Annotated in this window: 19 protein-coding genes; 11 read left to right on the forward strand and 8 right to left on the reverse strand. The window is 38.7% G+C overall.

Going from position 1 to position 22225, the window contains the following annotated elements; all coding sequences use genetic code 11:
• Window positions 1-5: 5 nt before the first annotated feature.
• Window positions 6-1490 (reverse strand): sensor histidine kinase, encoded by a 1485-nt coding sequence (locus HXT60_RS04025; RefSeq protein WP_032837358.1) that lies wholly within the window; start codon window positions 1488-1490, stop codon window positions 6-8.
• Between the two features lie 235 nt (window positions 1491-1725).
• On the opposite strand from HXT60_RS04025, the gene HXT60_RS04030 reads away from it, so the two are divergent.
• Together HXT60_RS04030 and HXT60_RS04035 are read left to right on the forward strand one after the other, a co-directional pair.
• Entirely contained in the window at window positions 1726-2079 is a 354-nt protein-coding gene (locus tag HXT60_RS04030; RefSeq protein ID WP_013399666.1) for a type II toxin-antitoxin system HicA family toxin, read from the forward strand.
• Entirely contained in the window at window positions 2073-2471 is a 399-nt protein-coding gene (locus HXT60_RS04035; RefSeq protein WP_009993678.1) for a type II toxin-antitoxin system HicB family antitoxin, read from the forward strand. The genes HXT60_RS04030 and HXT60_RS04035 overlap by 7 nt, the downstream gene beginning before the upstream one ends.
• Window positions 2472-2500: 29 nt before the next feature.
• On the opposite strand, the gene HXT60_RS04040 is transcribed toward HXT60_RS04035, so the two are convergent.
• Window positions 2501-3109, reverse strand: a complete 609-nt coding sequence (locus HXT60_RS04040) for a pyroglutamyl-peptidase I (protein WP_004114816.1) — start codon at window positions 3107-3109, stop codon at window positions 2501-2503.
• A 325-nt stretch (window positions 3110-3434) separates the two neighbouring features.
• Between HXT60_RS04040 and nox the strand changes: the two genes are divergently transcribed.
• Together nox and HXT60_RS04050 are read left to right on the forward strand one after the other, a co-directional pair.
• Window positions 3435-4775, forward strand: a complete 1341-nt coding sequence (gene nox / locus HXT60_RS04045; protein ID WP_415691088.1) for a H2O-forming NADH oxidase — start codon at window positions 3435-3437, stop codon at window positions 4773-4775.
• Window positions 4776-4956: 181 nt separating this feature from the next.
• Window positions 4957-6090 (forward strand): 4-hydroxybutyrate dehydrogenase, encoded by a 1134-nt coding sequence (locus tag HXT60_RS04050; RefSeq protein WP_004138239.1) that lies wholly within the window; start codon window positions 4957-4959, stop codon window positions 6088-6090.
• A 162-nt stretch (window positions 6091-6252) separates the two neighbouring features.
• Here HXT60_RS04050 and HXT60_RS04055 read toward each other — a convergent pair whose 3' ends face one another.
• The 3 genes from HXT60_RS04055 to HXT60_RS04065 all read right to left on the reverse strand — a co-directional run bounded on the left by HXT60_RS04055 (window position 6253) and on the right by HXT60_RS04065 (window position 10042).
• On the reverse strand, window positions 6253-6906 hold the full coding sequence (locus HXT60_RS04055; RefSeq protein ID WP_004117575.1) for a TenA family protein: 654 nt from the start codon (window positions 6904-6906) through the stop codon (window positions 6253-6255).
• Between the two features lie 300 nt (window positions 6907-7206).
• On the reverse strand, window positions 7207-9285 hold the full coding sequence (locus HXT60_RS04060) for a YhgE/Pip domain-containing protein (RefSeq protein ID WP_162861890.1): 2079 nt from the start codon (window positions 9283-9285) through the stop codon (window positions 7207-7209).
• Window positions 9275-10042 carry an ATP-binding cassette domain-containing protein gene (locus tag HXT60_RS04065; RefSeq protein WP_065189362.1) on the reverse strand — a complete coding sequence of 256 codons (768 nt, stop codon included), beginning with the start codon at window positions 10040-10042 and terminating at the stop codon, window positions 9275-9277. Before HXT60_RS04065 ends, HXT60_RS04060 begins: the two co-directional genes overlap by 11 nt.
• Before the next feature lie 581 nt (window positions 10043-10623).
• Between HXT60_RS04065 and HXT60_RS04070 the strand changes: the two genes are divergently transcribed.
• From HXT60_RS04070 to HXT60_RS04080, 3 genes are all read left to right on the forward strand, one after another.
• Window positions 10624-11955, forward strand: a complete 1332-nt coding sequence (locus tag HXT60_RS04070; protein ID WP_004113204.1) for a Na+/H+ antiporter family protein — start codon at window positions 10624-10626, stop codon at window positions 11953-11955.
• A gap of 233 nt (window positions 11956-12188) precedes the next feature.
• On the forward strand, window positions 12189-12533 hold the full coding sequence (locus HXT60_RS04075) for a hypothetical protein (protein ID WP_421790811.1): 345 nt from the start codon (window positions 12189-12191) through the stop codon (window positions 12531-12533).
• A gap of 235 nt (window positions 12534-12768) precedes the next feature.
• Window positions 12769-14676 carry a hypothetical protein gene (locus HXT60_RS04080; protein WP_421790813.1) on the forward strand — a complete coding sequence of 636 codons (1908 nt, stop codon included), beginning with the start codon at window positions 12769-12771 and terminating at the stop codon, window positions 14674-14676.
• Window positions 14677-14864: 188 nt separating this feature from the next.
• Here HXT60_RS04080 and HXT60_RS04085 read toward each other — a convergent pair whose 3' ends face one another.
• Window positions 14865-15419, reverse strand: coding sequence for a LemA family protein (locus tag HXT60_RS04085; RefSeq protein WP_101887925.1), 555 nt, complete (start codon window positions 15417-15419; stop codon window positions 14865-14867).
• 58 nt (window positions 15420-15477) lie between these two features.
• On the reverse strand, window positions 15478-16470 hold the full coding sequence (locus tag HXT60_RS04090; protein ID WP_421790815.1) for a DUF3137 domain-containing protein: 993 nt from the start codon (window positions 16468-16470) through the stop codon (window positions 15478-15480).
• Between the two features lie 400 nt (window positions 16471-16870).
• Here HXT60_RS04090 and HXT60_RS04095 point away from each other — a divergent pair, with 400 nt between their 5' ends.
• The 4 genes from HXT60_RS04095 to HXT60_RS04110 all read left to right on the forward strand — a co-directional run bounded on the left by HXT60_RS04095 (window position 16871) and on the right by HXT60_RS04110 (window position 19997).
• A complete protein-coding gene (locus tag HXT60_RS04095; RefSeq protein WP_004114802.1) occupies window positions 16871-17470 on the forward strand; it encodes a sensor histidine kinase in 600 nt (199 codons plus the stop codon).
• A 78-nt stretch (window positions 17471-17548) separates the two neighbouring features.
• Window positions 17549-18349 carry an energy-coupling factor transporter transmembrane component T family protein gene (locus HXT60_RS04100; RefSeq protein WP_020761102.1) on the forward strand — a complete coding sequence of 267 codons (801 nt, stop codon included), beginning with the start codon at window positions 17549-17551 and terminating at the stop codon, window positions 18347-18349.
• Complete coding sequence (locus tag HXT60_RS04105) at window positions 18331-19182, forward strand: energy-coupling factor ABC transporter ATP-binding protein (RefSeq protein WP_410311460.1); 852 nt, start codon at window positions 18331-18333, stop codon at window positions 19180-19182. Before HXT60_RS04100 ends, HXT60_RS04105 begins: the two co-directional genes overlap by 19 nt.
• A complete protein-coding gene (locus tag HXT60_RS04110; RefSeq protein ID WP_004138062.1) occupies window positions 19182-19997 on the forward strand; it encodes an energy-coupling factor ABC transporter ATP-binding protein in 816 nt (271 codons plus the stop codon). Before HXT60_RS04105 ends, HXT60_RS04110 begins: the two co-directional genes overlap by 1 nt.
• A 187-nt stretch (window positions 19998-20184) precedes the next feature.
• On the opposite strand, the gene HXT60_RS04115 is transcribed toward HXT60_RS04110, so the two are convergent.
• Window positions 20185-21969: an ABC transporter ATP-binding protein gene (locus HXT60_RS04115; RefSeq protein ID WP_421790818.1), complete on the reverse strand. Its 1785-nt coding sequence runs from the start codon at window positions 21967-21969 to the stop codon at window positions 20185-20187.
• Window positions 21970-22225 lie beyond the last annotated feature (256 nt).

Consider the following 22225-nt stretch of genomic DNA (forward strand, 5'->3'; position numbering starts at 1 on the left):
TACATCTACTCCACTCCTGGAACTCGTAGCTTAATGTCGAGAAGAACACGAGTTCCACCTTCTCTACGTTGCTCCCATTTAACTGTTCCGCCAAAGTCGTTAGTAACAAAAGTATTGATTAACTGAGTGCCTAACCCAGATCCAGAAGACTTAGCCATACCGTGCAAAGACTCACTTTCAATACCCTCTCCATCATCTTCGACGACGATACTCAGATTATCCCCACCTCTACCAACAGAAATCTTAATATGTCCTTCACTAACTCCCTCAAAACCATGCTCTACTGCGTTAGTCACAAGTTCTGTTAAAACAAGAGAAAGAGGAGTTGCATCTTGTGCTGCCAACATGCCAAACTTGCCACAAAAATCTATCGTAATATTCTGATTTTGCGAAGCAAGCTCAATAGACATTTTAAGCAAACTAGAAATAACCTTATCAAAATCAACAACCTCATCAGCTGTTTGACTTAAACCTTCGTGGACAAGAGCAATCGTCTGAACGCGTCTTTGTGCTTCTTCTAATTCTTTACGTACTTCTGCAGACTTAGTTTTTCTAGCTTGAAGACGAAGCAAAGCAGAAACAGCTTGAAGATTATTCTTAACACGATGATGAATTTCAGAAATAGTAGCATTCTTAGTTTGAAGCTCTTTTTCCCTACGGAGAACCTCTGTAACATCACGACAAAGAACAACTGCACCCGTTCGATCATTTGGACCATACAATGGAAGCGAGCGCATAGAAACAACAGAATTATTAACTTCTAGTTCGCAATCAACATCCGCTTTACCGCTTAGTACAAGAGGCAAACTTTCAGGAACAACATCGTTTGTGTGCAACAATCTTGCTCCAAACTCGCATAGAAACTCGCCTTGCATAGTGTCTAATCCGCCTAATCTACGGAAACAGCTAATTGCGTTAGGAGAAGCATAGCGCACAACTCCGCTTTCTTCTAAAATAATAAAACCATCTGCAACTCTAGCATTGTGGCGCTGATTTAGCATTGAATCGTGGTATGGAAATTGCTCTCGCGAAATCATGTCGAACAGAGTTTTGCCAGCATTAATGCTTTCGGTCTCATACCTACCGTTTGATTCTCTTGTAGCAAGATTTGTTTCTCTAAGAACAAGACCTAACGTCTTGCCATTATGACGCACTGGGGCGTAAACATTACAAACTGTTGCTCTTCCAACAGTTCTTAATACAGAAGAGTGGAAACTTGTTTCCTTACTCATTGCTGCACTTAGTTCTTGATGCATTGATTCGTCTAGTTTTACACCTAGTAAATCTTCAGTTCTAAGTGTGATTGCTGTAGACGGACGACATTGTTCTGCTACAACGTAATCACCATTGCCGTTTTGAATAATCAAAAGCAAGTCTGCAAAACTTAAGTCTGCTATTACCTGCCAGTCTGCTACAAGGTGATGCAGCCATTCGCGATCAGACTCATCAAAATCTGGACGCGTTGCAAGAATATGAGAAAAATCAGCCATAACCACAATAATATAGCCACATGGATAAATCTAAAACTATGGAGGATTTACTCCTACCAATTACGTGGCAACAAATTACAATAACTCTTTTAATAAAATAGTCTTATAAATTTCTGTTCATAGATTTCTGTTAATAAAATAAATTTACGACTTTCCATATTTGTACGAACAAAAGTTAGTTTAAATTTGCATCGTTTCTTATATTTCACTCCAAATCATGATTTGCATAATTTCTATGCAGCAAACCGAATACATTGACACCATATGTAACACCACTTATAATTTTATAAACACCAAAAACACGCTATTAACTGGGGGTGAAATGTCGCAATGGGACAAATTACTTAAGCGAATACTTAGCTTATCTAAAGATATGAGATTTGAGGAATTGAAAAAAGTGCTAGAAGCCTACGGATATGAAATGTGCAATCCAAGAAGCGGAAGCAGTCATTATACTTTTCGCAAAAATCACGCCAACCCAATTACAATTCCTAAGCATGAACCAATCAAAAAGATATACGTAGAAATGGTGAAATCTGTAGTAGAAGCAGAAGACGAAGAAATAAAAGAGGAAAATCAAATATGGTGAAAACACTTACGAATAAAACGCTTAGCTACTACATGTCACTCCCATACAAGCTGGAGATTGTAAAAGATCCAGATGAAGGCGGATTTGTGTCCTACTACCCTGATTTGCCAGGGTGCATGAGTTCTGGAGAATCCGAACAAGAAGCAGCAGCAAATGCGCAGGATGCTAAAAAGGCTTGGCTGGAAGCCGCACTTCAAAGCAAAGTAAACATAAAAGAGCCGTCTTACCATGAGATAAATGATTATTCTGGGCAATTCAAATTGCGTCTTCCTAAAGAATTACACAGACAATTGTCTGAGCAATCTCAAGCCGAAGGCATAAGCATGAACCAGTATTGCGTTTATCTTCTTTCGCAAAACAACGCTATTGAGCGCGTGCTTGAGCGAGCATAGAAAATAAATACCTGGCTATTTGCTAGCAATCACTCGCAATCACTTGCAATCACTCGCAGTGCAATTTCAATGCCTCGAAGCATATCAGCTAAACTCATAGAACTCGTGCTCGGCTTATTGAGAACCTGCTCAGGCAAATACGGAACGTGAATGAAACCGCTCTTAATTGGCAATTTTTTAGTCTGGCAATAATGACAAACACTGTAAAGCACGTCATTACACACGTATGCGCCCGCAGAAAAAGACACAGACGCCGGCAATTTTGCTTTATTTAAAGCGTCAACTATGCTTACAACTGGCAAAGTCGCTTTATAAGCCACATCACCATCTTGCACAACAGGCTCATACCAAGGCTTATATCCACTATTATCCGGTATGCGCGCAGCTCTACAGTTAATACCAACATACTCGACATTAAAACAAGCAGAACCGCCAAATTGCCCTAACGAAAGCACAGCATTAGGATGAACTTCCTCTATTTTCTCAATAACTTTTTGCGCACCCTTGTTAAATTCCGTAGGAATCTGCAAACGAACAAGTTCCACACCCTCAGGAGCATGCACTGATTGCGCAATCTCCCACGACGGATTTATAGACTCATTATCAAACGGCGTAAAACCAGTAATCAAAATACGCATTAAAATACCCCCTCATACAACTCTCACTTATCAAACTTTATCAAAGTTTATCAAAATTTATCAAAAGACATTGCGAAACTATATATACACGAATGCACTTATATAAAACACTCACGATTCTATTACATACTTCACGTTCATAGAAAAGATTAAATCGTAATTACAACTTATACAATAATCAGAAACAACACACCTAGAATCAAAATTAGCAAGACTCGTATCAATGTAATAAGATTTAGTACCAGCGTGTAACTAACAAACAATGTGGTTAACAGCACGCATATGAAAATTAAACAGTAACATCAACGACGAAAAGAGATTACCGATGACCAAGATTATTCAGATTGGCGCAAATCATGCTGGCACTGCCTGCGCTAACACCATTTTGAGCTACCCAGGAAACGATCTTACAATTTACGATCAGAATAGCAACATTTCCTTCCTTGGCTGCGGTATGGCTTTGTGGATTGGAAAGCAGATTCAAAGCAGCGATGGACTGTTCTACCAGAAGCCAGAAGATTTCGTTAAAAAGGGCGCAAAAGTAAATCTTGAAAGCAAAGTTCTAGACATTGATTACGCAAAGAAAGAAGTTACTGTAGAGCTTAAAGACGGCACTGTTATTCACGATTCTTACGATAAACTCGTTCTAGCTACTGGCAGCCTTCCAAACAAGCCACGCATTAAAGGCATTGATTTGGAAAACGTGCAAATGGTAAAGCTTTTCCAGAACGCGCAAACTGTTATTACTAAGCTTCAAGAGCGCGATTTTAATAACGTTGTTGTTCTTGGCGGCGGCTACATTGGCGTGGAACTTGCGGAAGCTTTTAAGCGCCTTGGCAAGAACGTGACTCTTATTGACATGGAAGACCATATTCTTAACGGCTATTTTGACCCAGAGTTTTCCGATAATTTGAAGCAGATTATGGAAGATAAGGGCATTAAGTTTGAGCTTGGTCAAGCTGTTGAAGAGATTGTTGGAGATACTGAAGTTAAGGCTGTTAAAACAAGCAAGGGCACTTACGACGCCGACATGGTGATTTGTGCTATTGGATTCCACCCAAATGTTGCTCTTGGAAAAGATCATTTGAAGCAATACGAAAACGGCGCTTTCCTAGTTGATAAAAAGCAGCAAACTTCCGACCCAGACGTGTACGCTATTGGCGATTGCGCTACAATCTACGACAACGGTCGAGACCGCGTAAACTACATTGCGCTCGCTACTAATGCCGTTAGAAGCGGCTTGATTGCAGGCCACAACGTTTGCGGAACTCCTGTAGAAACCGAGGGCGTGCAAGGCTCTAGCGCAATGATGATTTACGACTACAAGCTTGTTTGCACTGGTTTGAGCTTAACGGCTGCTCAAAAAGAGGGCATGGACGTTGATTACGTTGATTTTGAGGATACTCAAAAGCCTGCGTTTATGGAAGTTGAGAATCCAAAAGTTAAGATTCGCATTGTTTACAAGAAGGATTCTAAGGTGATTGTTGGATGCCAATTGGCTTCTAACTACGATATGTCTGCAGCAATCCACCTGTTCTCTCTTGCTATTCAAAAGAAAGTCACGATTAAAGAGCTTGCATTGTGTGATATCTTCTTTATGCCTCACTTCAACCAGCCATACAATTACATTACGATGGCAGCTTACACGGCTTTGTTGAAGGGATGATTAGCTTCTGATTAATCTCTGCTGATTAAGTTCTGCGATTAGCTTAAATCGCGTTTATTAAACCAAGCAATTTGTTCTATAATGGAGCGGTTGCTTGGTTTTTTAATCATCCGCGCACAAATCGCGAATTAAAACGCGCATATTAGCGTAAGACGTACAAATTAAAACAAAGGAGTCTAGGATGAAGCAGCTATCTATTAAGCCAACTATTCACAAATTTGAAAATACGCGCGATTTTGCGCAAGAATTTAAGCTTGGCAAAGACGATTTGGTTATTACAAACAAGTACATTTGGGAGCCTTATTTTGGCGATTTAAATCTTGATTGTAATGTGATTTTCCAAGAAAACTACGGCAAGGGCGAGCCAAGCGACGAAATGGTTGACGCGATTGTTCGAGATATTCACACTACTCCAAGGCGCGTGATTGGCATTGGCGGCGGCACTGTTTTGGATATTTCTAAAGTTTGCGCGTTAAAGCAAACAAGCCCGCTTGAAGACTTGATTGATGGCAAGATTCCTGCGCAAAAAGGCGCAGATCTTATTCTTGTTCCAACTACTTGCGGCACTGGTTCCGAAGTTACAAACGTTGCCGTGTTCTCGCTCACAAAGCGCAACACTAAAAAGGGTTTGGCAAACGATTCTTGCTACGCTACAGACGCGGTTCTTATTCCAGAATTGTTAAAGAGCCTGCCTGATTACGTTTTTGCAACCAGCTCTATTGATGCTCTTACGCATTCTATTGAGTCTGCACTCTCCCCTATTGCAACAGAGCTTACAAAAATGTTTAGTTACAAGGCTTGCGGTCTTATTTTGCAAAGCTACATGCGAGTTGTTAAGGAAGGTAGCAGCGCTAAAGCCCAAGTTGTAAGCGACTTGGTTTCGGCAAGTCTTTACGCTGGCATTGCATTTGGTAATGCCGGATGCGGTTGCGTGCACGCTATGGCTTATCCTCTTGGCGGCACTTTCCACGTGGCTCACGGCGAGACGAACGCTGCTCTTCTTACAAGCGTTTTGCGCTACTACGCTAAGCACAACTCTGAAAACAGCACTAGCGCTGAAAACACTGAGCTTTCTAAACTTTTTGACTTTATGGCAAATATTCTTGAATGCCAAAAAGCAGATGTATTAAACAAGCTTGACGAAGTTCTTAACACGATTCTCCCTAAGCACAAGCTTCACGAGTATGGAATGACCAAAGACATGATTCGCGATTGGGCTTCAAGCGTTGTTAAAGAGCAGCAGCGACTTCTAAAGAATTCATACATGCATATGAGCGAAGATGCTATTGCCGAAGTCTACGCATCTACTTTCTAATATATAGTTAACAGTGAGATTTTCAATTATTAACGAAAATTTCTCATCTTCTCAAAAATAGACCCTACAAATCTTGTAGGGTCTATTTTTATTCTCACAGCTTGCTTACTTCGTTAGATTTCCATCCGTTAGATTTCCATCCGTTCGTTAGAATGCTATTCGTTAGATTGCCACAGGAGTCTCATACGAATTATCGAAGAACATGCGCTCCAGCTTTACTGCACGCGCAAAATATTCTCGAGCAATATCAGCATCCTTAGGACCAATACGATCCAACTCATCACGCAAGAACCCTACAAACTTGTGGAATCCTTCATAATCATGCAGGTCGATCCACTGGTAATGAACCTTGCGTTCAGGACGCTTACCTTCAGCGTTTGATGCCCACGTAAGATATATCCATTCTGTAACGTTTAACACGGCTAGCACGGCAGCATAATGTCCACTGTGAGCCGCGTCTAAAAACATCTTTTTAAATTCGCGAGTTGCTTCAGTGTCTGGAATTTTATTGCGGAAAGATTCAGGAGTATTAAATTCGTTAAACGCATCCACAAAATACGTATTCTCATCTCCCGCTACCTCACCAATATATTTCGAAAACACGAGACGAGAATCAAGTGTGTCTGCTGTCGTAACTGCAGCACCAAGCAGAGCCAAGAAACTATCTAAAAATCGGTAGTCTTGAATTAAATATCCAGCTAATACAGCATCAGGAATAGTGCCCTCAACTAACTCGTTAACAAAACGATGATGAATAGCAGCATCCCATGTTTCGATATTCTCATTTTTTAATTCGTCGGTAAATCGTGCAGTCATTGACACGTCCTTTCTCTCTGTAACTCATATAAGCCCTTAGGTAGATTAATATAATTGCGCATAGTTGCGTTAGCCATACCAGTTACGTCATATACGGTTCACATATAGTCGTATAGTTATGCACAACCGAGCACTGCTCGTACACCTATCTGAACAACTACGCTAGTATGAACAATATCATAAGTAGTCATACTTAACTTGGGTACAAATTTGAGCAGCACTCGGTTGCAATTTTTATATTATGGCAACTTCAGTAACTCCAGCAATCACAGTAATTACTACCTACTCATTGTCGTATTCTCATGCCTCCAATGTAATTACAGGATGCAAATCAAACATTGTTACAGTACGCTTCATACGCGCAACAATGCTTGTTATTGCAATTGCAATCACACCGAAAAGCACAAGAATTCCAATGCTGGATGTTATTGCGCCACTGTTCTTTCCAGCCATTGCTTGACGAAGCCCAAGAATCGAGTACGTCATAGGCAAATATGGGTGAACCACCCTAAAGAACGATGGCGTCATTTGCACTGGGAAAGTTCCTGCAGAGCTAGTTATTTGCAGCATAAGTAGCACAATCGCAACTATTCTTCCCGGAATCTTAAACACTGCCATAATCATTTGCATTATGGCCATAAAGACTATTGACGCTATAATCCCCAGCGCGTAGAATGCAGCAACGTTGTCAATCTGCAACTTCAACGCTCCGTGAACAACGCCCATAAGAATAATCGCTTGCACAACGCCCATAAGCACAAACGGCGTAAAACTAATAAGCGCACTTTTAAGCGGATTCATACCATTAAGAATTGCTCGCCTATCCATAACTCTCAAAACAAAAGTTGCCATAAGCGCACCAACCCAAAGACCTATCGAAATAAAGTAAGGCGCAAAGCCAGTTCCGTAGTTTTCAACATGCGAATAATCATGCTCTTTAAGCGCAACTGGCGCACTCATCATCTTGCTTTTTTGCTTAATATTGTTGATTTTGCTAGAATTTTGAGCATTTTTAAGACCTTCATGCAACTTTTTAGCTCCATCAACAAGCTTTGGAGTGTTTTCAGAAAGCTTTTGAACTCCAGAATTCAATTGACTTGATCCATCAACTATTTTTGCAGACCCAAGCGCAGCAGAATTAATACCATTATTAAGCTTTTCACTGCCATTGCTTACTTTATTAAGACCTTCCGCCAGCTTATTTGCTCCAGCGGAAAGCTGCGACGAGCCATTGTGAACGCTTGATATTCCTTTAGAAACGGCGTCAACTCCAGCTTTTATCTTCAAACTACCAGAAGAAAGTGCTCCAGCACCTTGACTCAATGCCGAAAGATTCGTCTCTAAGAGCTTAGAATTTTCGCTTAATCCTCCTGCAAGACCTTGCAATTTTTCTAACACAAGCTCTTTTGTTACAAGCGGATTTTGCGCTTCAACAAGCAATTGAGCAAGCTGATTTTTTGTAGCCTCGTTTCCTGCTTTAACATGTTCTTCAAGCTGCGCACTAGAATCTGAAAGCTTTTGCGCACCATTATATAATTCGTCTGTTGCGTTATGTAGCGTTTGCGCTCCACTATTTAGCTGATTTGCGCCATTTGCCAAATCGTTAGTTTTTTGAGCTAAGAATTGCGCTCCATCTTTGCTCTGTGCATTTGCATTGCTAAGCGATTGCGCTCCCTTTTGAAGTTCACTTAATCCGTTTTGTAGTTTTTGCAAAGATTGAGTAAGCTTGATCGATCCATCAGCAAGCTTATCTACTCCGCCATTAAGCGATTGCATTCCAGCGCTTAAATCGCCAGAACCGCTCACTGCTGAATTAAGAGAATCAGAAGCAGAATTTACTTTTTCAAACATATGCTCCCAATATTCCTGAGCAATCGCCTCGCTAATCTCAGTACGCATAGTGCGGAAAGCAGTTTTACCAATTTGTGAAGCCAGCATATTGCTTGCTTGATCGTACTTTACGTGAAGTTTTGCTTTAGTTGGAGTATCGTATTGCGCGGAAGCAATGCACTTACTGAAGGAAGCTGGAATAGTTGCTACCATAAAGTAATCGCCATTTTTAAGTCCTTTGTTTGCTTTAGCGCTATTTACAAAGTTCCACTGGAATCCTTCACTTCCATCTTTTTGATTCTTTAAACGATTCTTGATTTCATCACCAACATTGCGCATTTTGCCGTTTATCATCGCACCGTTATCTTCCACAACAACTGCGACTGGAACAGTATCCAAAGTCTTATAAGGATTTGTAAACGCCCACAAGTAAAGCGATCCGTATAAAAGTGGAATCAAAGCTACGGTTCCAATAACAAGCTTTCGAGCTTTTCCTTTCATCGTATTGTTAAGCTCACGAAATGCAAGAGCAATAGTATTAACGTGCATTGTTTTCACCACCATTTGCTTCACTTGTAGCAAGTTGAGAATCAGTATGAGAATTTTCTGCTTTCTCATTATTTGGCATAAGTCTTAAGACTTGATCCGCTTGCTTTTCTAACTCACTTTGCAAAACTCCAACAAGGCAGGAGCAGTAGTTTTTGCTAACATATTCGCGAATATCGGAAAGTAAGCATTCGCTTTGCTCACTAGTAAGCTCAGTTTCTACGCCGTCTACAAAAAGAATCCACGGCTTTTTTAGCAAAGCAAGTGCGATTCCCAATCTCATGCGCTCGCATGGTGTTAGATCACCAATAGCAGTTTCTCTAGGAGATAACACTTTCCAATACGCTAGAACGTTATACGCGTATTGATGTAGAGCTTCGCGATTTTTAACATTATTCTTGTATTGTTCGCGAAATAGAGGCGATGCACTCGCGAGTTTTAGCTCGCTCATAAGCACTTCTTCTATTGTTTGAGTGTTGTAGAATTCATTGATTCCATTGAACAGTCCCAGACCAACGTATTGACGTGATTCTTTTGTATCTGCTGGAAGATTCAAGTTTGCGATTTTTAACGTTCCATTCGTAAACTTCATGTAGCCCGACAATGCTAGTAATAGAGCAGATTTTCCCGAACCGTGTTCTCCAGATATTGCTACAATTTCGTGCGGCTTAACTTTTAGTGACACATTCCAAAATGGAGATTTTCTAAATTTTTTTAATCCTAATTCTTTCGCTTCTATAAGCGTTTGTTCTTCTTGCATAATTTACATGCGACGAAATAAGCATTTGAAGCGAAACTGTACGGCACGCTTCTATTGCAATCGTCGAGCATTCCTCCTTTTACTCTTTAATCGTGGATTTTTAATTTTCAATTTTCAATTTTTTGGTTTTATTTTGATTTTTTTGATTTTTTTGATTCTTCTAACTTCAGACTCAATATTTAATTCTGATATCGCCTATAATGATTTTGGCGACTACCTCATATTGCTATGTTGCAACAAAAGGTTATAAATTAAGAGACCAATTATTGACGTTAATCTCCTGAAAGTACTTTCATCGTACTATTCAAGGCGAACAAATATTAACTTATTTTTAGACATTTTGTTCATTTGTTTATGTTTTAACCATAAAAACACGATATATAGTGACAAAATGTCACATTTATGATTCAAACATGTAAATTTCAAGCATACTTAATATCTTTATTTTGCCAATAAAAATTTTACGTATGTTTTTATGTTATATTGTCTTTAATTATTAAAATTTAAAAATTATCAAAATTGAAAAACATATTATTTGCAAACATCAAAATGAAGATAACTTTAAAAAGAGGTGAAACAGTATGCAGATTTTAAACATTCTATGCAATCCGGTAATCGTATCGGTTGTAGTGTTATGCGCGTTAAGTCTCGCTAAACTCAATGTTTTACTCGCAATGATTGTTGCATGCGTTGCAGGAGGCATAGCTGGACATCTCCCTCTTTTTGGAGATGGAAGCCATACTATTATGGCTTTGCTATGTGATGGTTTTTCCACAAATGCGCAAACTGCGCTCGCCTACATTCTTCTTGGTACTTTTGCAGAAGCAATTACAGCAACTGGCCTAGCTCAAATCATTTCTAAAAAAATCAGTAAACTTATCGGCACAAACAAATTTATTCTTCTTGCAGTTCTAACAATTATTGCATGCATGTCTCAAAATATTGTGCCTGTTCATATTGCTTACATTCCTATTCTTATTCCGCCAATTCTTTCCATTATGAACAAGCTTAAGCTAGATCGCCGCGCCGCCGCATGCTGCACTGCGTTCGGACTAGAAGTGCCATACATTGCTATTCCATTTGGCTTTGGCTTAATTTTCCAAACAGTTATTGCAACTAATCTTTCTAAAAATGGTATGAAAGTTAGCGTTTCAGACGTTAGCGCTGTGAACTGGTATTTAGGTGCTGCAATGCTTGCAGCCCTCCTATTCGCCGTGTTTGTGCTATACAGAAAGCCTCGCGAATATAAAACAACCGAAGCAGATACTCGCGCAGCGGACGCTGTTGTTGGCCCGCTTACTAAAGCACACTATGTAACCATGCTTGCGATTATTGTTGTTGTAGTAGTTCAAGTTATTAGTAAGGATCTTTCACTTTCTTCTCTTGCAGGTCTTGCAACCATGATTATTTTTAGAGCCGTTGCATGGAAAGATATCGATAAGCAGCTTATGGGCGGCGTTAAGCTTATGGGTCTTATTGCATTTATTATGCTCATTGCTGGCGGCTACGCTAACGTGATTCAAGCTACGGGCGGAGTTAATGAGCTTGTACACTTTGGCGTTGCTTCTATGGGTCAAAACAAGCTAATCGCTGCATTCGTTATTACGATTATTGGTTTGCTTGTAACTATGGGCATAGGCACTTCGTTTGGCACGGTTCCTATTCTTGCAGTTTTGTTCGTGCCTCTTTGCCAAAGCATTGGTTTTAGCACTCCTGCAACAATTATTCTTATGTCTTCTGCTGCAGCTCTTGGAGACGCAGGCTCCCCTGCTTCCGATACAACGCTTGGCCCTACTTCTGGCCTAAATGCAGATGGTCAGCATAGCCACATTTGGGATACATGCATTCCAACATTCCTTATCTTCAACATTCCACTTATGGCTGCAGGTATTGTAATATCTCAGTTTATTTAGCAGATTATTTCTTAAGATTAGATACTAAATATCTTATATTATTTAGCTAAATATTTAGTTAAATATTCAATAGAGATTAAGTATTTCAAAACGCATATAAGTGTTTATTGATAAAATTATCAATAAACACTTATATTTTTTATCAAAATCGTTATAATGTAATATGCAATTATGTATTTGTTATATTTTATGAAATAAAGTAACAAAGGTTTAGTTAATTAATTGGGTATTTTATGAATAAGACAACGAAAATCATTCTGACCTCAACCATGATGGGTATTGCGACAGCAGCTTGCGCAGTATGCATGAGCCAAACCGCTTATGCTGCTGATACTAATGCAAATAAGGCACCTACAGAAAGCACTGCCATAAAATCTCATACCACCGAAGCTGCAAGCGCAGAGAGCACAACTACAAAAGCCTCAGGTACAGAAAGCACTGCCACAGAAAGCAAAGCTACTACAGAGGGCACTGCTACAAAAAATACAGTTGCAAAAGCTACAGCTACAAAAGTCACTTCAAGTAGTGAAAATAAGGCACAGCTAGACACGAATACCCCCCCCATGCGATTTCGCTAATCAAAATACTTTAGAGAATAGCGCCAAAACTGGTAATAATAAAGCTAACGAAAATAAAACTAGCAACGATAAAACAGAAGATAATAAATCTCGCGAGAATAAAGTAATCATTGCAGAATACCGCGGTGTAACTCCATCTACTACAACTACTACAACTGCTAAGACTACGGAAACAGAAGCTAAAACAGAAAAAGCAGACTCTCAGGAAGAAACTGTTTCATATCCACAAATGACAGTGGTAGAGCCGGGTGTAGCAGTTACCATTAAACCAAAGTTCATGCGCGGCGGTAAAGAGATTACGTTAGCAGAATCAAATAAATACGGACCTTGCCGAGATTCTTATGAGTATATACGCGTCGAATATAAGAACGGCGATACATACGAACTTGCATATGACAGTGCTATAACGCGCGCAGCAGATTATAGCTACACGTTCAAATGGCGCACGAGCGCAGCTCGCGAACACCCTAACGCTACCATCCGCGTTACAGGACTTCGTATGTATAACAAGAATGGACAGAAACTTCAAGAAGAGGTTATTCCAACATTTAAGACCGCAGGCGCAGAGAATCATAAGACCGAACCAAAGCCGTTTGCGTTTGATAGAAATGAGCTGTCGGCAGCACTCGCAACCGATGCAAATGGTGAATATGTTCGCTGGCGAGCAATAAATAATTCCACCAACTCTAACTCAGAACAAATGACTGCGTACAGTGATTATCTCAATTATGTTCCTGATAAAAAAGTGTTGACTACAACTGCAAGCACGGAGCCGTTTAAGAATGAGAAGCAAGGTGTTGTTGCAAGGAAATACAACAATATCACCCTCAAGACCTTGAAGGCTGGCGAAACGGAGTCTACGGTAGTAGAGGGTATTAAAGAAACCCCGTGGTTTTTCAAGTATCAGCAGTATGCGGATATCTGGAATGAAATTAATCAAACAACAATCGGTTCGTATAATTTTAAGAGATCCAACGTTGAACAAAGAATCGGCGGCAAGGGTCTAACTGGTCTGAAATACGACTTTTGGAAACATGGCATTACCGGTACGCCCACCATTACAGATTGGAAGGACGGCGAAACAAGTCGTACACTTTCTATCTATATGGCTACAATCCATAAGGGCGATGATGGCTCGGAAACTATGAACTTAAGCATGTTTGAATGGACAGTGAGTAAGCCACAACAAACTCCAGTTATAGACCCTAAGAAGCCGCAACCGCCGCAATTTACTGATAGCACTAACAAATTGGCTGGAGAACTTATAACTGATAAGAGTGGACAATATATACGCTGGCAAGTGACCAGTGATGATATGTATAGAGCAACAGCATATAGCAACTATCTCAAATATGATCCTATTAAAAACGTGCTAATCGCAGAACCGTGTACTATCCCATTTAGTGAGGAAAATACAAAGGTTGTTGCAAGGAAATATACCAGTATCACGCTTGAAATCCTGAAGGCTAACGACACGAAGCCTACAGTTGTACAGGACATTACAGAAACCCCGTGGTTCTTCAAATACAAAAAATATGAAGAAATTTTTAATGCGGTTACCGCAAACACAATCGGTTCGGAAACGTATGACGATAGTGCTGGAAACCATCATACACTAATGGCTGGTTGCGCTGGTATAAGTGGTTTAACATTCGATTTTGATAAGAATGATGTTGTCGGCACTCCTACCGTCACAGACTGGAAGGAAGGCGAAACAAGTCGTACAGTTCCTGTTTATAAAGTAGAGACTTGTCATGTACCCAATACAGCTACGGAAACTATGGGAATAAGTTTTGTGAAAAATGTGACGGTGACTAGGCCGAAGCCAAAGCCGGAACCACCTAAACCGGAACCACCAAAGCCGGAACCAACTCCTGTTCCAACTACGAAATCGGAGCCTATTCCAGTTCCTATAATTCCTTCACTAGAACAAATGCCAATGCCAGTGACAGAACTGGAACCAGAACCGGAACCAACGCAAGAAGAGACTGTGGAAGAAGCACCGACTCTACAAACGCACGAACCGCTTGCACGCGCAGGTTCTACAACCTCAACCATTGCAGGCACTGGATTAGCGTTCCTGCTGTCAGCTTTCGGCGCATTTTCGCTTAAACGCACGCGCATTGGCAAGCACAGCAAGTAACGAGCACAGATAACCAATAACGCAAATAACTAATAAACGCCAGTCAAGTTGAACTAAACTAACTGGCGTTTATTTTTAAAAACACCAATCAACCAATACAAAAGTAGCCAATCTATGCAAATTCGCGGGCGATTGCCTACATTAGATATACCGTCTAGCTAAACATTTTCACTAGCTAAACATGTTCGCTAGCTCAGTATGCTATCAATATTCTTCTTATTGCTTAAATCATCTTCATCAAGAAAATCCATCTGCTTTATTCCGCTTAATCTTGCAATAAACGAAACTGGGAAAGTAACAATATTTTGATTAAGAGCGCTGATATTACTATTTACGATTCTTTTTGTTGCAGCCAATTGCTCATTTTCGTCGTTTACTTCTTCTTGCAAATTCAAAAATTGTTCGGAAGACTTTAATTCTGGGTAAGCTTCTGCCAAAGCATAAATCTTCCCTATTGCATTATTCTGATTTTTCATTGCTTCGCTAGAATCAGCGGAGTTTAATCCTTCTCTTAAACTCACTAAATCCACTAATGTTGTTTTTTCGTATTTTGCAAACGACTGCGCAACTTTAAGCATTTGGCAAATCGTGTCGTATCTTTTAGCGAGCGCAATATCAACGTTTTTCCGCGACTCTTCTATAATCACCCTATATTTTCTTAGCCTATTTAACGTGCCAATAAACCAACCAATAGCCACTACAAGCACTGCTGCAATAACTATTAAAATAGTTTCATAATCCATAATGTCTCCTTTATTTTTAGCCTTTTTCTAGTCTTAATTGTCTCTGTTTTGCAATTCACTAGTGTGCAATCTCTAATTTTGCAATAATTACGCTGATTATTTCGTAATATTCAGCCAAAACATCTCTAAATCTTGCATATTCTCTTGTTAAAGAAAGGTTTTCTATTCCAGATTTTCCAGGATTTCCTAATATATACCGACCAGAATCAAAAGCTGCAATAATATGCTCGCTATCTAGATATATGCAAACTCTCATTCTTTTTTGCAAATTATTCAATATTTCTATAAAACTTGGATCTAATACAAGCTTTGTATAAAAATCGTCTGTAGAAAAGATTGAATACGAGTTGTTAAACTCAATGGATTCTGTTTGAACTTCACTCTCCTCTTTTGTTTTTTTGCCATAGTATCCACTTAGTTTTTGCCCCATAAAGTTCTTTCCAGTAACGGGAACGATTCTAATGTGACCATTTATATTGGTTTTTGCGTTTATTAATAAGACCTGCCCAATAAAATCCGTTTTTTTAACAGTTTTTCCACTTTCACTTCTAGAAGTGTGCATTGCTTGCATGTTTGAAAATTCAGTTTTGAATTCATCGCCAAAAATTATGTGTTTATTTGAATAATAAATACTAGATATTGGCAGAAGATTATTAAAAATACTGTCGTCAATTCCTTCAGAATTTTCTAATACCGTTCCAGGCAGAATCGCATTTAGAATCGGCGTTAAGACATTATTCGCATATAGAGTATTTACATCAACCTTATTTGTTACAAAAAACTTGCCAGCAAAGCAAACAACAAAAGCAATTATTATGAGTAAAGGATATTTATAAGTAGAGTAATCAAGAGAAGGCAGATAATTGCCAACAGCACCAATAATCAGTACAACTGGTATTAATGGGATTAAACGCATTGGGTCAAAAGCGTTATTTTTTACGCCTTCTTTTAACTCATTTAATTTCCCTTGCATTTGAGGAGATTTTTCTAATTTATTAAGTCTTTCTAAAACTTCGGGATTTGTAAACACACCACTATGTTTTACATTCATCGTCATCTCCCTCTTATAATCACCAATATTTTTATAACAATATTTTCGTAACAACATTTTTATAAAAGGCATAAAAATCTCTTATATTTTTTTATCATAAATAATCATTATTTGGAATACTAGAATTTTTGAATAGTTAAATTTGTGATAGCAAAATTTGGAATAGTGAAATAGTCAAATAACAAAATAATAACAACTTTGATTTTGCTAGAGAAGTGGTATAGCTGTGATTATTTTCCGCAAAAATTTAATACAAAATAAATAATAAAGAATCAGTTAAAATAACAAAAAATAAACAAGATTACAATTTATAACACATTAATTTTCAACTACTTTAATAACATTTCTCAAAGCGTATAATGAACTTGAATTTATTCCTTAACTGATAGGAAGTTCAAAAATGGTAAAGAAACTAAAAAATATTTGGAGCGTTAAATTAACTACTGCTTCACTCGTACTAATACCAGCTGCAATCGGCATAAATTATGTTGCGAAACTATTTGCAAGCATGCTAAAACTACCACTTTGGCTTGGCACACTAGGCACTTGCATTTCAGCATGCTTAGCTGGGCCTGTTGTAGGCGGAATTGCTGGATTTTTAACCAATATTGTTTACGGCTTAACAATTGATCCAATTTCTACAGTCTATAGCATTACAGCTGCAGCAATTGGAGTAAGCGTTGGAATCGCTGCACGATTAAAATATATGGACAAAGGCCTACACATTTTTATAACAAGCCTTATTGTTGCAGCAATCGCAATAATCATTTCTACACCTCTAAACATGATTTATTGGGGCGGAACCACTGGAAACGTTTGGGGTGACGCTGTTTTTGCAGCAATGGGTTCCAAAGGCTTCTTTGCATCATTCGTAGATGAGCTTGTTGTAGATATACCAGACAAGATTGTTGTTTTGTTCCTTGCAGCTGGAATTTATAAAGTTCTTCCTAAGAGTTTAATAGCCATATATCAATCAGATGACGAAGATCTTGATAAATAAACGTTTATCACCAGAAAATAAATCGCATAAACGCTAAGTTCTACAAGTTTTAATATAAGCACAATAAGACGAGATAGCATGAAAAGCATCAGCCTATTTGAAGATAAGCATTCGTTTCTAAACGGACTATCTGCAAAAACCAAGCTTGCATACGTAATATGCGCTACAAGTACACCGAGTTTGCTTGGAGGCTATAGTTCTTTCGCTATCTTTATTATTTTGAGCCTAATCTTACTTGCAACATCAAAGGTTCTAGCAAAAATAAAAATCGTAATACAAGTTACTGGTTTTATTATTGTAACTATTTTTATAGTTCAGACTTTCTTTAGATCAGGAAATTACACGATTTTATTCAAACTAGGACCTTTGATTGCTCGCAAAGAAGGTTTTGAAGTAGCTATGAAGATTGTGCTAAATATATTAAATATTTCGTTTGCATTTTGTGTTTTAACGCTTACAACTAAACCTTCTAATATGATGCAAGAGATGATACAAGCTGGATTACCACCTAAGATGGGTTATGTTTTTGTATCTCTATTTCAAATCATTCCTCAAATAACACAGCAAACTTCGACTATTGTTGACGCTCAAAGAAGCAGAGGATTGAAAACAAAAGGTTCTCTTATAACGCGTTTCAAAGCTTTTTTGCCTTTAATATCCCCGATTATAATGTCTTCGTTTATGAGTTCTAAAGAAAGAACTATAGCTTTAGAAGTTCGCGGATTTTCGTGCAATAATCAAAAAACATTCATAAAACCATTTAAGCCAAGCAAATACAATACGCTATTTTTATGCGCTTGTTTAATTGTAATAATAGCGTCTATTATTTATGCGTTGCTTCATAATTTAGGATATATAGCATGGCAGCTATTCATATAGAGCACTTAAAATATCGCTATCCTTATAGTAAAACTCTTGCACTCAATGACATTTCTTGCGACATTCATAAAGGCGAATTTATTGGAATAATAGGTGCTAATGGAGCTGGAAAATCAACATTATCGCAAGCTATTTTAGGTCTTGTTCCTGATCTTTACCACGGAGCGTACGGCGGCAAAGTTGAGGTAGACGGTCTTAACGCAAAAACTACGCCAATAGACAGTCTTTGTAAAAAAGTCGGTTTAGTTTTCCAAAATCCTTTTAATCAAATTACTGGCTCTAAGCTTACTGTGTACGAAGAAATTGCGTTTGGGCTTGAAAATCTTGGAATTGAGCAAAACGAGATGCAAAGTCGCGTAGAGAAAATCATGGACATGCTCAACATTGCCCATCTTAAAGATTGTTCTCCATACGATTTATCTGGCGGTCAAATGCAGCGAATGTCTATTGCCGCTATTTTAGTTATGCAACCAGAAATAATAATTTTAGACGAGCCAACTTCGCAGCTTGATCCTAAAGGTTCTGAAGAGGTTTTTAAAGCAGTAGAATCCTTAAAAAATCAGGGTCAAACTATTATTATGGTTGAGCACAAAATGGAAAAAATCGCGCAATATAGCGACCGCGTAATGCTTTTAAGCGAAGGAAAACTCATTGATTTTGATACTCCGCAAAAAATCTTTTCTCGCGAAGACTTGGAAGAATATGGCGTAAATCCTCCTGTTTATACTCAAATTTGCAAAAAACTTTCGTTAAAAAACAATAATGGCTTGTATCCAATAACTCTTGAGCAAACGTCACAAATTTTAAGCTCGCACGAAGGGAATCGCTTATAATGACTCCTACTATTGAAATACGAAACGTGTCTTTTTCTCATACTCCAACAACACAAATATTCAACAATCTAAATTTGTCTTTTGCTCCTGGAACATGCGCTATTGTTGGTCAAAATGGCACTGGAAAAACAACTTTACTTAAAATCCTTAGAGGACTTCTTACGCCGAAATCTGGAAGCGTTTTATTAAATGGTAAAGATATTGCAGAATGTACTGTTCCATCTCTTGCTAAAGATATTGGCTTTGTATTCCAGAATCCAGATGACCAGATTTTTGAATCAACTGTTATACGCGAAGTAATGTTTGGACTTTTAAAAATTGGAATTGATAAGAGTCAAGCATTGATCCAAGCAAAAGAAAGTCTAAAACTCGTAGGACTTTTAGATAAAAGCGAGGTAAATCCTTACGATTTAAGTCTTTGTGAAAGAAAAATGGTTTCTATTGCGTCAATTTTAGCAATGGATACTCAAGTTGTTATTTTAGATGAGCCTACGATTGCTCAGGACGATCGCGGAAAACGTTGTATTGAATCAATTATTAAGCACCTTGTTTCTCAGGGGAAAATTGTTATAGCTGTTCTTCACGATATGGATTTTGTGGCTCGAGTATTTAATCGCGTTGTTGTGCTTTCAAATGGCAATGTTCTTTTTGACGGCACTGCGCGCGACGCATTTATGCGAGACGACATACTTTCTAGCGCACATCTTGATAAGCCAGATGTTGTGAAGCTGTGCGAGAAACTGGGTTATGAAAATACGTTCCTATCTGTTGAAGATTTTGTGAACTCGTATCGTGAACGAAATAATCGCAGATAGCATAAACTGAATAATCAGAGTGCTAATCGCAAAGTATCCAATACCAAAGTAGCCAATCGCTGCAAATTCGCGGGCGATTGGCTACTATCGCAGAAAGCATGCTGCGTTAATATTTTTACCGAGATTGAAATTGCACAGCACATTACAACAAACCAGCGCAAGCCAGCCCCAAGCCAGCGCCATATACTCACATAGACACAGTGTAAAGCGAGTAGAAGTAAGCCTTCTGATTCATAAGCTCCTCAAAGCTTCCGCGCTCAATAAGCTCGCCGCTTTTCATCACAAGAATCTCATCATATTGCTTAAGTGAATTAGCATCCAAGCGATGAGTTACAACAAGTCGAAGAATTCCTTGCAAATCCAAAATAGACTGCGTTACGTTCGCGCTCGTCTCGTTATCTAACGCACTCGTTGCCTCATCAACCAGCAGAATCTCGGACTTTTTAAGCAAGCTTCGCGCAATAGCAATACGTTGCTTTTCGCCGCCAGAAAGATGACTACCGTTCTCGCCGCACTGATAATCCTTACCTTTAGCAGCAATCAAATCATCCAAACCAGCCAAGTGAATCACGCGATCCACCTCCGCGTCCTGGAATGGCTTAAACAGCGTAATATTATCTAAAATCGAAGCATCAAACATAAACACAGACTGCTGCATAAGAGTCGTCTTATCATAAAGCGAACTCTTGCTCACATTGCTAAGTTCGTGATTATTCAGCTGCACGCTACCTTCATAATCCTTGTAATATCCCATAAGCAAATTAATCAAGCTACTCTTACCAGCACCAGAAGGCCCTACTATCGCGTAAGATTTTCCAGCTTGCAAAGTTAGATTTACGTTTTTCAAGACTTTACGATCAGCATCGTAAGAATACGAAACATCTCGCAAAACAATGCTTTTAATAGAATCGTCAATAATATCGCCAGAATCTTCCTTAACGTTACTCATATAATCAGCCATCTTACTAATAAGCTTCTTAGCACCCTTCATCTCGCCAAGCATTTGCGGAAGACTTGCAATAGGCTGAAGCACTCCATTCATCAAATTAGTGAAAGCTAACACCATTCCGGCAGTAATAACACCAACATGAGCGTTAACCATCCAAGCGCCAACAAGCATCACGCCAAGCTGAGTTGCAAGGCTTGAAATCGTTCCAAGAGCAGAAACAGTAATCATCGTTTTTTCGCGAAGATTCTTAGTATGCTCAAGCTCCATCGACTGATTCTGATAACGGTTAATAACCTCCTGCTCCGCCTTAAAACTCTTAATAACCGAAACTCCGTTCAAAACATCCTTAGTCAGAGCCGTATAAGACTCATTCGACTTAGAAACCTGCTCCTCTCGAGTGGCAATTCCATTAGCTGTAAGAATCGAGCACGCCATTGGAAGCACAGAAATAATAAGAGCAATAACAGTGAGCAATGGACTATAGTAAATCATAAGAGCTAGCGAGCTTACAAGCATAAGAACGTCTTGAACAAAGTCAAAAATCTTCTTCAAATACTTTTCTTGAATACGCTCGCAATCATTAGTAAGTACAGAAAGATACGTGCCAGAATTCGCAAGCGAAAAATCACTATAACTCTTTTTTAAAAGCTTCTTAATAACAGACTCTTTATACTGATTCATTGCTTTTTCAAGAAAGCGGGGGTACGCACTGCGCTTCAACGCAAAAATCAGGGAGATTACCAGCATAAAGGAAGCGACAAGCAGAAAAATAGTAGTTAAAGAGAAGGCTCCTTTGCCAGACATATAGTCGAAAATAATTTGCAAAATCCAAGAAATAGCAGTGTAAATCATAGACAGGGCAATAAAAACTATCATCGAAAGAAAAGCTACAAGTTTGTTTTCCTTGAAAAATAGTTTTACGTAATTTTTCACGTCGGGATACAGTTTGGACGATTGCTGATTCGCCACAGTATTTTGATTCGCGGGCGATTGCTGATTTGCCGCGTTGTCAGTTTTACTCATTCTCGCTACCTCTCACTTCCTTTATATCTATACTATTTCTATTATCTCTTCTCTAATAGCATTTTCGCAGCTAGCATCTTCATAAGCTATTTGCTTATTCACTCGCTACAAAGCATTGAAAGCTACACTATCATACTTATCATGATTATTAACCCTTAACGTAATACTTAAACGCATTTATACGTAATTCTTGACAGAAATAATAAGCATAGAGTTAAAAAAAAAATCAAATTAAAACACTGATTCCATATGTATT

It is taken from the genome of Gardnerella sp. KA01002 (assembly GCF_049244015.1).
Classification (GTDB): Bacteria; Actinomycetota; Actinomycetes; order Actinomycetales; family Bifidobacteriaceae; genus Bifidobacterium; species Bifidobacterium vaginale.

Coding starts and splice junctions, on each gene's coding strand:
- HXT60_RS04055 (WP_004117575.1), bottom strand. CDS start 6,906: ATGACTGCACGATTTACCGACGAATTAAAAAATGAGAATATCGAAACA.
- nox (WP_415691088.1), top strand. CDS start 3,435: ATGACCAAGATTATTCAGATTGGCGCAAATCATGCTGGCACTGCCTGC.
- HXT60_RS04100 (WP_020761102.1), top strand. CDS start 17,549: ATGAAAAGCATCAGCCTATTTGAAGATAAGCATTCGTTTCTAAACGGA.
- HXT60_RS04035 (WP_009993678.1), top strand. CDS start 2,073: ATGGTGAAAACACTTACGAATAAAACGCTTAGCTACTACATGTCACTC.
- HXT60_RS04060 (WP_162861890.1), bottom strand. CDS start 9,285: ATGCACGTTAATACTATTGCTCTTGCATTTCGTGAGCTTAACAATACG.
- HXT60_RS04085 (WP_101887925.1), bottom strand. CDS start 15,419: ATGGATTATGAAACTATTTTAATAGTTATTGCAGCAGTGCTTGTAGTG.
- HXT60_RS04040 (WP_004114816.1), bottom strand. CDS start 3,109: ATGCGTATTTTGATTACTGGTTTTACGCCGTTTGATAATGAGTCTATA.
- HXT60_RS04110 (WP_004138062.1), top strand. CDS start 19,182: ATGACTCCTACTATTGAAATACGAAACGTGTCTTTTTCTCATACTCCA.
- HXT60_RS04075 (WP_421790811.1), top strand. CDS start 12,189: ATGAATAAGACAACGAAAATCATTCTGACCTCAACCATGATGGGTATT.
- HXT60_RS04050 (WP_004138239.1), top strand. CDS start 4,957: ATGAAGCAGCTATCTATTAAGCCAACTATTCACAAATTTGAAAATACG.
- HXT60_RS04030 (WP_013399666.1), top strand. CDS start 1,726: ATGCAGCAAACCGAATACATTGACACCATATGTAACACCACTTATAAT.
- HXT60_RS04070 (WP_004113204.1), top strand. CDS start 10,624: ATGCAGATTTTAAACATTCTATGCAATCCGGTAATCGTATCGGTTGTA.
- HXT60_RS04025 (WP_032837358.1), bottom strand. CDS start 1,490: ATGGCTGATTTTTCTCATATTCTTGCAACGCGTCCAGATTTTGATGAG.
- HXT60_RS04090 (WP_421790815.1), bottom strand. CDS start 16,470: ATGAATGTAAAACATAGTGGTGTGTTTACAAATCCCGAAGTTTTAGAA.
- HXT60_RS04095 (WP_004114802.1), top strand. CDS start 16,871: ATGGTAAAGAAACTAAAAAATATTTGGAGCGTTAAATTAACTACTGCT.
- HXT60_RS04105 (WP_410311460.1), top strand. CDS start 18,331: ATGGCAGCTATTCATATAGAGCACTTAAAATATCGCTATCCTTATAGT.
- HXT60_RS04115 (WP_421790818.1), bottom strand. CDS start 21,969: ATGAGTAAAACTGACAACGCGGCAAATCAGCAATCGCCCGCGAATCAA.
- HXT60_RS04065 (WP_065189362.1), bottom strand. CDS start 10,042: ATGCAAGAAGAACAAACGCTTATAGAAGCGAAAGAATTAGGATTAAAA.